This window comes from Methanobrevibacter sp. (assembly GCF_045586545.1).
GTDB lineage: Archaea > Methanobacteriota > Methanobacteria > Methanobacteriales > Methanobacteriaceae > Methanocatella.
In genome coordinates, this window is record NZ_JAZNAN010000096.1 from 1 (window position 1) to 10,368 (window position 10,368).

Genomic DNA, 10,368 nt, shown 5'->3' on the forward strand with positions numbered 1-10,368 from the left:
ATTATATTATTTATTATATTTTTTATATAAAACAAGTAATAAAATTTTTGAAATATCGGGTAAATTTAAAAGTAATAAAAATATATACTTCTTTGTTTTATATTATAATTAGAGAGCTAAAAGTACTAAATATTTTGTATAGTATACTGGCAATAACCACTATTAATTAAATTTATTTTTAAAAGCAAATTACATATTTGCGACCTGAAATAAAAATCTACCAAACAATAAAATTTTTGGGAAATATCATGGATGAAAAAGGATGCTATAACTGCGAACACGTGGAATTTGACATTGGCCTTTGCACCCAATACTACTGCAGATACCATGAAAGATTAGTTAAAATGGATGATACGTGTGATGACTGGAGCGAATCATCTAATTAAGCCTTATTTCCATTAAAATAAACTATTCATGACTAATTGGATTCAGTACCTGCCATGCGCTCAACTAAAATAAAAGGGAAAATCATGTTCTATTTAACATCAAAACCTTTTTCTATCATGCTGTTTTTAAGAATTTCCATGGCTTTTATTGTATCCGGTCCGGAAACCCTCTTAATCATACGATTGTTTTCATTAAACCTTCCGATGAAATAATCCTGCTGCTGCTTGCTTACAAGGTCCAGTCGGGTATAGTTTGTAAGGCATTCCAGAAGCGCGAATACTCCCCGGTTTAAAGCCTTTGCACATGGATTGTTTTTGACGATTTCTACAACATCGCTGCTTATGATATATGCTTCTCCATTTGATGTTACATGGTCTTTAATAGGGTCCATTTTTCTAATGTCTGTAACATCACAAATGATATATGCCTCTGCATTTTTCAATATTGCAATGTCATCATCATCTGTAAACTCTTCAATATCTAGGTTTCCGATGGTTGAATTTACAAAATTTATAGGATCAAAAGTAATGTTTACAACATATTTGCGTGTTTCCATAATGTTTTTCAGGGTTTGAGTACCGACAAATAATCTGCATCCAAGTTTGTCCTTGCCTTTGCATACAATTCCTATTGGTGCAGCATTTTTTACACCATCCCTGCTCATGGTAGTGTAAATCCCTTCATATTTCTGTCCTTCCTCAATTCCAATATCTGTCAAATCCATAGCCATTTCATCACCGATAATAATTACATTTCAATAGTAATATCTGTTCATTAATATAATTAAACTTATTTTGCAAAGTGATTGTCTCTCTTCATGAACATCATCAGGTTCATTGTCCTTGAAAGTGCAGGTTTCTGATTCATATTTTATTGATTCCTTTAAGCCTATTGCTCCCCCATAATATTTTTCATTTGACACATTCCTATTTTAAGAATCAGGATTATTTCTTTAAGTTACGAGCAAAACATTTATAATCGATTATTTTTAATCTAATTTCTTAAGATTCATTAACCATTTTTTTTTGACAGTCACATTTGTGTTTTTTCATAAAGTCGCACTTTCAGATACCGTTGCATCTATTGAAAAACAAGACAATATTATTTATGTTCCTCCAAAATTTTCATTTTTATAGTGGAGGGGTCTAATATTATATGTAGAGCGAAAAGTACATTATATTTTGTATAATGTACTGGCAATAATTTTAAACTTATTCTTCTAAAAAATAGAGAAAAGTGGTATATGGATTTTAGAATTTTTCTAAAATTCTGGCATATACAACTTTTAGTTCATCATCTGATTTTTCATAAATTCTTTTTAGAATTAATTCAGGTGTACTTTTTGCAAGGAAGTTCATTTTAGGTGTTCTATCAACAATTAAATTATAATCTTCGTCCAATCCTTTAGCTTCAATTCCATCCACTCTAATGTCGGTGTAATTCATGAGTTCTCTGGCCATGTGAGTAACGATTACTCCATAAGAATTAGATTCTTTTATCATATCAATAAATGTGGATATGATTTTAACTGCTGCATCAAGTTCTGTTATTCCTTCAAGTTCATCTAATAGTACTAACTTTTCGCTATTTGTGGTGACGATTGGTATGAACACATTCAAGAAAGATTCAAATGCTCCGGCATCTAAAGATCTTTTCTTTGAAAAATGGTAAATTTCATCGAATAATTTTATTTCAGCACTATCTGCACTTACCGGAAGGCCCATCTGTGCCATTATGGCGATTTGTGTTAATGTTTCAAGCAGTGTTGTCTTTCCTCCGCTGTTTGCCCCTGTTAGAAGTGCAATATTTTCATCTTTTGTCAGCTGATAATCAACTTTTTGAACATAATCCTTATCTTTTTTAAGTGCCAATTCTAGGTGTAGCGCTCCATTTAACTTGATTTCATCACTGAACTGCGGTCTGCATAAGTCATATTCATATGCAAAACTTCCTAAACTAAATTCATAGTCAAATCTGATTGCATCTTCAACTTCTTCAATAGCTTTCTTTTTAATGGAATTCAGTTCAATTGCAGCACTTTTTTTAATGTCGAAAATGTCATTTTCCTTTTTAGATGACTGTTCCATGGTCACTCTTTGAATTTCTGCATCATCGATTTTTATCGGATATGTTCTTAAAAACGGATCAAAACTCATCCCAGTTTTTTCACGTATGATTTCCTTACGTTTATTTATAATCTCATCAAATATTTTACTAATTTTTGGAGGGAAGTTATTGTTTAATAGATTGAGAATCTCATCTCCTTCAAGATCAACTTTTTTAATGGATTTTTCCAATTCGTCATCCATATCATCTTTTAGAGAATAAACTAACTCTTCAATATCAACCTCTCTTTTGTCAATGATATTCACTTCATCAATGATTGGGATTATATCTCCCAGCACGCTTTCCTTATTTCTTATTTTCTGTATCTCATGAACCCTTGTGAATAGGTCTTTATTCTGAATAAAGAAATTGATAATTTTTTCAGGAACAATCTCATAATCCTCTTCTTCAATGTTAATCATAACAAGGTTTGCCATTCCTTCAAAATCGATAATGCCCTGGGAGTATACATAAAATACCAAATCATAATTCATCATTTCTTCCTGAAGTAATGGTGAATCTGAAGCGGTGATTATTGGATAATATTGGTTTAAGCCCAAATCCATTAGGTATGATGCATCCTCGGCACTTTCAACTAGGATACATTTGCTTGGGTCATATTCTGGTTTGGCATCTTCCACTTCCTTTAGATTTTTCATCAATCCTCTCAGCTTTATGATTGGAAGTTGTGAGACATGCTCTTTAGCATTCATTACAAAATCAAGTTGGGAATTAATTTTATCAATGTCTTTGGAAGGAGAAAGTAGTAAAATTCTATTTTTTGAATAGGAAGTGTTTGAATATGATAAGATTTTGTTTATAATGTCTTCATAGAGCTCCATGGCCCGGTCACTTTTTATAAACTCATATTCTGGATTATTTAATAGTTGGTTCATTATTTCAATAGCTTTTCTTTGGCTGATACCTTCAATATTTGCTATTTTTTCAACATCTACATTTTCAACTATTTTTTGGAGTTCCTCTTCTCCTCCAACACTGTTGATTATTTTTTCAGAGATTTTATCTCCGATTCCTTTTATGTTTTGCAATGTAATTCTTTCCCCTTGCATTTTACCAAACCCTTTGTAAAAATAATTTATATTTAAAGTATATATCAAAGCTTGCCGAGAGCATTTGTAAAGTAATATTAATAGTTGCCCATTGTATTTTTGGGACTGTATTTTAACAATTCATTTTCGTTAATATTTCCGTTTAATGCTTCATTATAAATATCAATAATTTTGTAATAATTGTCGTTCTTATATCGGCCATCTATTGCAAAATTAGCATATCCAATCATTTTAAGGTGATTAATTTCTCCTAAAAGTGAAAGTTCACTATCATTGAATATGATCAGTTCTTCTTCTGATAAACTTTTATGAATAGGATATTTGTTGTTTTTCCTATCAATTAAATATCTGGAATTATTTTCAAGTTCCTTATTGTATAATATCGGATATCTGGTCTTCATTAATTCAACTGATCCCTGAACTAATAATTCTAGTTTTTGAGGATTTCTTGAATATTCAATAATGTCTTCATAATCCTTTTTAGTCAATTCCGGCGATACGGTTAAAATCTTATAATCGTTAAGCGAATCAATTGTTGAATTATTGGTGATGTTCATGGAATAGGGTCCATATTCACCATTGAAACTATTGCTCATGATTGGAATATCATAATGCATTTTGTATAATATTGCTTTAACTTTGTTTAAAACTTTAATAAATTTGTCATGTGTGATATCAGGCCATTTCCAAATCAGTTCATAGTTCTTATCATATGAAATTTCAAATGCTTCTTTAATAAAATTGACCATGTAGTTTATGTTGTAGTTTGGATGTTGGGATATGTCTAGCGAATCATTTCTAACAGGAATTTCCAAATAAACCCTTTTAACATTTTTAATTTCTCTTAAATGATTTAGGTTGTTGGTATAAAATGAGATATTGGTCTCAGTTGGTCTTGATTCGTTTTTATGTTTTGGCAGTGTAATCTTTTTAACTTCATTTTTATATGAATTGCAGATTTCATCTTCTAATCTTTCAAAAACATTGCGTCTAAGTTCATTGATTTTACTTATTGGGGTAAACTGTGTTCCATCATAGTTTGCATTGATTTGTGTAATCTGATAAGGATAGTTGTCCACTTTTGAAAGTTGCTTTTTAATTGTATCCGCACTGACGCTTTTTTTAATAGGTTTTTCAAAAGGAGCATTTCCAACAACTTCACATTCAATCTCTTTTTTGTTTGCAAGGGTCAGTCTGGCTTTCAGATGTGGAAATTTGTTCTTGAGTGAAAATGTTAATATCAATTTTGATTTGATAAAACTGTCGCCTTTGTTTTCGATTTCTTTAACCTTTTTAGTCAAACTGTTTCTTTTTGTTAAGTAGACATCAGATTCATTTAAGTTGAAGTCGCTTTTTTTATTTTGCCATACTTTTTTAACAATCAAAACTTTATCGGCATGGCTTAAATCCTTCACTTGCTTATTTTTGCCTTTTTTAAAGTGATTCAGTGTGGTTATTGTCGGGTCCTGTGAGATTTCAAAGCCATAATCATTCTGATTTTTGACAACCAGCAATCCGTCACCTTTTTCAGGAATGGTTTTGATTGAATCATAAAGTTTTATTGCAATTTGATTCTTCTTGTTTTCAATAACACGGCCTATTTTCAATCCGATATGTCCGGCCCTTAGGCTTCTTTTTGATGTGTTTTTGAATTTTCCTTGGCTAAATCCTCTGTTGAACACCAAATTCAGTTCTTCACTTTCAGTTTCTTTTCCACTTTTCAATTTGTTCAACGCTTTTCTATAAGTGCTTATTACAATAGCCAAATATTCTTTGCTTCGCATTCTGCCTTCAATTTTAATGCAACTGATATTCAGTTCGGCAATTTCTTTTAAATTTTTGAATAAGCATAAATCGCTTGGGGATAAGTAGTAATCCTGATGTTTAATCCCATCAAGAGCGTATTTTTGGCGACAGGGCTGGGCGCATGTCCCCCTATTTCCGCTTCTCCCGCCTTTGAAACTGCTCATCAAACATTGTCCGGAATATGAATAGCATAGTGCTCCATGGGCAAATATTTCAAGTTCCATGTCTGTTTTCAAGGATTGTATCTCATCTTTTTTCATCTCGCGTGGAAGGACAACTCTTTTGATTCCCTTGCTTTCAATATAATCCAGTTTCTGTTGATTTTCCATTGTCATCTGTGTTGAAGCATGGATTTTCAAGTTAGGCAAATATTCATTAATCAACTCAACCAGGCCCAAATCTTGGATTAAAACAGCATCCACGCCAATTGCATATAGGTTGGACAGATAATTAATCACGTCTTCCAGTTCTGATTCCTTAATTAATGTGTTTACGGTGACGTAAACTTTAACATTGTGCATATGGGCTATGTTTACTGCATCGTTGATTTCATCTAACGTAAAGTTTTGGGCGAATTTGCGAGCGCCATATTCCTTTCCGGATAGATAGACAGAACTGGCTCCGGCATTAATTGCAATTTTCAAGTGTTCCATCGATCCAACGGGTGCAAGTAATTCGGGGATTCTCATTATTTGTCCTCGTGTAATCTGCCTTCAATATAATTGCCTTTGTTAATGTAGGATTGTGAAAAGTCCATGATTTGGTATTTATATTTGGTTAATTCTTCCAGGTCTTTATCTTTAAGGCTTTCATTATAAATTGATAAAATTTGTGACGTATATTTTTCATTCGAATATCTGCAGTCAAGGATTAATGAATCAAGCCCCATTTGTTTAATTTCATTTATTTCTTCAATTAAACATAAGCAGTCTTTGTTGATAATGTGGCTTTGACGGTTGTAGTCGAAAAATATTTTGTATTTGAATTTCTTTCTTTTTTTGTCTTCCAGTGTCGCATAATCAGCATCATTTGAAATAATGAAGTCTTTTCCATCATTCAAATTGGTAAAATCATCTTTGCTTACAATAACTTCAAGGTTTCCATTGACAATCATTTCCAAATCAATGTTTCTGTCATGATTTCTTTGCACCAGTTCTTTAATTTCCTCACCGGAAAGTTCTGAAGATAGGATTAATGATTTGAATCCTGATGCATTCAAATCCCTTACACAAAAGCTGTTCCATACATTCAAATTGTGATTTCCATATATTGAACAATCAAATATTTCTGCCATTCCGGGGAAATCTCCCATTACTGAGATAATGATTCCTTCGTTTTCCAGCTCTTTAATAATCTCATTGCATTTAACTGCTTCTTCTTCGGATATAAAGGATGATAAAACCCAAACGAATTCTGTTGGAGCGGCCATTAAACTTCCTTTTTTCAAGGTTTCTTTAATGTTGTCAAAGTAATCATCAGGGTTGTTATAATGGCAATTTCCATCGAAATATATTCGTTTCAAGTCAAATCCTGATGTTGCCTTAATTTGCGCAATATCATCTATAAATACAGATAATTTAGGGGTTTTTCTCTTAATTTTTCCTTTAAAACTATCATAATCTTCAAAGAATTTTGTTAAATCTTTACGCACAGCTTTAACGGACTTTTTAGTTGGAGTATAATGATTTATCAATAATTCTGTTGCGGTGTCCAGTATTTCTCGCCTGATTTGATTAATCTCGCTGATTGGGATGAAAATATCTTTAGGCATATTGTTAAAGCGGATATTTTCAATATAAAATGGTGTTCCGCCGGTTTTATTTAATTGTTTCTCAATGGTTTCTTCATTAACTGGTTTATTCTTTGCCTTTTCAAATTTGCCTAGTGTCTTATGTCTGAAATTAATCAATTCGTCATCCAAATAATATTCAACTTTTGTAAAAAGGTTTAAATCTTCATCCCAAGTTAAGGATAGACTGATTGGGACATTATTCTTAATAGTTTCCTTTTCAAATTGCTTCAAATAATCATGAGTGGATTTTGAATAGCTGATAAATACTTCAGTTCCAACTTTAACAAGGCGGGTGGTGTCGATAATTATCTCATTTTCATCCTGTTTTATGATGTTTTCCAAATAAATTCCTTTAATCTTACCATTGTATTTAAATGCAATTCCATCTCCAGGCTCCAGTATGACTGGAATTTCCTTGTTTTTGATTTCAATTGTGACTTTGGTATCTTCAATATTTGTGATGTCTCCTATGTATAATCCTTCATGGCCGGAATGACCTCTTCCCATAACTTCTCCAGGTTTATCACCCATCATATATCCATCAGTAAATTGTCTGTTAAAAACAAGGTGCAAGTCTTTTTTATAATCTCCAGGGTTTCCATCTATGAGATTCCTATAACTGTTTACGATGGTTCCAATATAGTCCCCAGATTTCATTCTGCCTTCTAATTTCAAAGATTTAACTCCGGCAGCTGCAATTTCATCCAGATGGTTGTAGGTTGCAAGGTCATGTGTTGATAAAAGATAGCCGTTTCCAATATTGTACCCTCTGTATTTTAAACGATATTCTCTTCTGCATGGTTGAGCACATGCTCCACGGTTGCCGCTTCTTCCGCTGTTGTAAGAGGACATGTAACATTTTCCACTGACACAATAGCATAGGGCTCCATGGCCAAATGCTTCAAGATCCATATCGATATTGTCTTTTTTAAGCTGTTCTGTGGTTTGCTTAATCTGTTCAATATTGACTTCACGAGGAAGAACCACTCTTTTAATGTTGTTTTTTGCAGCCCATTTAATTGATGAATAATTATTTAAACCCATTTGTGTTGATGCATGAACTTCCAAATCCGGAATAAATGTTTTCAAAAGCCAAATTAATCCGAAATCTTGAACTATAACTGCATCCACACCAATTTTGTATAATTCGAATAGATATTTCATCACATCAACAATTTCAAAATTGTTTATTAATGTGTTGACAGTTACATGGACTTTAGCACCATTCAAATGAGCATAGTTTACTGCTTTTTTAATTTCTTCCATTGTGAAGTTTTTAGCATATGCTCTTGCCCCATAATTTTGCCCGGCAAGGTAAACTGCATCAGCACCTGCGTTAACTGCAATAACTAATACATCATATGAACCGGCGGGAGCTAGTAATTCTTCTAAAACCATTTAATTTTACACCTTGATTAAAATTATTCATTATTATTTTTGGAATTAATTATATATTAAATTAAAACATATTCTATCTTATGTACATAGTATTTGAAGGAATTGATGGGTCCGGAAAATCAACTCAAATCCAAATGCTGAAAAAATGGCTGGAGGATAATGGATTTAGAGTCGAGACATTAGTCGAGCCGACAGATTCTGAAGTTGGCAAATTAATTCGTAAGATTTTGCAACGTCCAGATGCACAGGAGGATAGTGTTCAAAAAACATTAGGGCTTCTTTTTGCGGCGGATAGGATGTTAATAATGGATAAACTTGAAGACAAATCAAAAATAATCATTTCCGACAGGTCATTTATTTCAAGTTTGGCTTATCAAGAACCGGCCGAGTGGATTGAAGTTTTAAACAGATATGCTAAAAAGCCCGATTTGCTTATATTATTAGATTTAGATGTTAAAAGATCAGTTGCAAGAACTTCTGGTGAGGATACATTTGAAAATGAGGAGTTTTTAACTGGTGTTAAAGAAAACTATCTGAAATTAGCTGAAAACTATACCTGTGAAATAATTGATGCAAATAATGGGGTAAATAAAGTATCTTCAGATATTAAAAAAGCAGTTGCACCATATTTGGGAATTTGTCCGGACTGCATAAGATAGAGGATAGATGAAAAGATGAAAACAAAGATTCATAATATATATCAAATGATATTGAGCATCATTATCATTATCAATATAATTTTAATATCAACTGCAATAATTTTCAATTTAAGAGAGTTTAATGCAATTTATTTTTTTGATATATTTGTATGTCTTGTGCTTTTATCTGATTTTTTTAGAGGATTTTACGATGCTCAAGACAAATCAGATTATTTTAAGAAAAATTTCATAGGATTACTCGCAGCAATTCCTTTCGATTTATTATTAGCTCCGTTTTTAGGTTTTGAGTATATAAGATTCATTAAGTTTTTCAGAGTTTTGCTATTGATTATACTTTATTTTAAAATCGTAGGGGAATTCTTAAAAAATTCCCATTTGGATGAAATCATCTGTGTTTTTGTTTTAGTTGTAATGGGCTCCACGTTAGGATTATATCTAATAGATCCTAGTATGAACAATCTGTTTGATGATTTGTGGTTTGTGGTTGTTAGTTTAACAACCGTCGGTTATGGAGATATTATTCCATCCACGACTTATGGTAAAGTATTCAGCCTGATATTATTAATCATTGGGGTGTTTATTTTCAGTGCGATTACTGGAGCCATATCATCATATTTCATGGATAATCTATTGCAGGAAGGAACTTATCATATCCATGAATTAAAAGAAACTGCAAAAATCAATGAATTGGAGTTAAAAAGAGTCAACGAACAACTTAAAGAAAATGATAAAAAAATTGAGGAATTAAAAGAGGAAATTATTGAATTAAAAGAAATTATAAAAAAGAAATAATTAATTTCCCCTCTGACTTAACTATAATCTTATAGTTCTTCTAATTCTTTTAATCTATCTTTAATTGCATTTTCTAAAAATTCTCTAGCTTTTACAAGCTCATCATAGTCGCCGATTAATTTAGGACCCCATTCGGTTTGTTCTAATTTAACATCGAATTTTTCGAATGCATGAGCAAGCATCTGTTCGCCAACACCATTAGGCAAACCCATTTCATATTCTCGTTTTTCTTCAACCATTTAATTTTCCTCCATGTATTCTCTTACAGGAGCAAAGAATTCAATCAAGAAGTCTTTGATTCCATTTTTCAAGTCCATTGGGTGCAAGTTTCCTTCCCCAAACTCTTTAAGTCGGATCG

At 32.1% G+C, this 10,368-nt stretch carries 8 protein-coding genes and 1 pseudogene; 3 read left to right on the top strand and 6 right to left on the bottom strand.

Annotated features, from left to right (window positions below; genetic code table 11):
* The first annotated feature begins 248 nt into the window (after nt 1-248).
* Entirely contained in the window at nt 249-386 is a 138-nt protein-coding gene (locus ACKI3D_RS07390) for a hypothetical protein (RefSeq protein ID WP_407393340.1), read from the top strand.
* An 89-nt stretch (nt 387-475) separates the two neighbouring features.
* Here ACKI3D_RS07390 and ACKI3D_RS07395 read toward each other — a convergent pair whose 3' ends face one another.
* The 4 genes from ACKI3D_RS07395 to ACKI3D_RS07410 all read right to left on the bottom strand — a co-directional run bounded on the left by ACKI3D_RS07395 (nt 476) and on the right by ACKI3D_RS07410 (nt 8,559).
* Complete coding sequence (locus ACKI3D_RS07395) at nt 476-1,117, bottom strand: DUF447 domain-containing protein (RefSeq protein ID WP_407393342.1); 642 nt, start codon at nt 1,115-1,117, stop codon at nt 476-478.
* Between the two features lie 520 nt (nt 1,118-1,637).
* The gene (locus ACKI3D_RS07400) at nt 1,638-3,563 is read right to left on the bottom strand and encodes a MutS-related protein (RefSeq protein WP_407393344.1); all 1,926 of its coding nucleotides are present in this window, start codon (nt 3,561-3,563) and stop codon (nt 1,638-1,640) included.
* Between the two features lie 77 nt (nt 3,564-3,640).
* Complete coding sequence (locus tag ACKI3D_RS07405; protein WP_407393345.1) at nt 3,641-6,058, bottom strand: DUF3656 domain-containing protein; 2,418 nt, start codon at nt 6,056-6,058, stop codon at nt 3,641-3,643.
* Entirely contained in the window at nt 6,058-8,559 is a 2,502-nt protein-coding gene (locus tag ACKI3D_RS07410) for a DUF3656 domain-containing protein (RefSeq protein WP_407393346.1), read from the bottom strand. The genes ACKI3D_RS07405 and ACKI3D_RS07410 overlap by 1 nt, the downstream gene beginning before the upstream one ends.
* Nucleotides 8,560-8,639: 80 nt before the next feature.
* Here ACKI3D_RS07410 and tmk point away from each other — a divergent pair, with 80 nt between their 5' ends.
* Together tmk and ACKI3D_RS07420 are read left to right on the top strand one after the other, a co-directional pair.
* Complete coding sequence (tmk, locus tag ACKI3D_RS07415; RefSeq protein WP_407393348.1) at nt 8,640-9,218, top strand: dTMP kinase; 579 nt, start codon at nt 8,640-8,642, stop codon at nt 9,216-9,218.
* A gap of 15 nt (nt 9,219-9,233) precedes the next feature.
* The gene (locus ACKI3D_RS07420) at nt 9,234-10,010 is read left to right on the top strand and encodes a potassium channel family protein (protein WP_407393350.1); all 777 of its coding nucleotides are present in this window, start codon (nt 9,234-9,236) and stop codon (nt 10,008-10,010) included.
* Between the two features lie 29 nt (nt 10,011-10,039).
* Here ACKI3D_RS07420 and ACKI3D_RS07425 read toward each other — a convergent pair whose 3' ends face one another.
* Nucleotides 10,040-10,249: a hypothetical protein gene (locus ACKI3D_RS07425; protein WP_407393352.1), complete on the bottom strand. Its 210-nt coding sequence runs from the start codon at nt 10,247-10,249 to the stop codon at nt 10,040-10,042.
* Nucleotides 10,250-10,368: pseudogene (locus ACKI3D_RS07430) on the bottom strand (tyrosine--tRNA ligase); the annotation flags it as partial. It lies immediately after the preceding gene.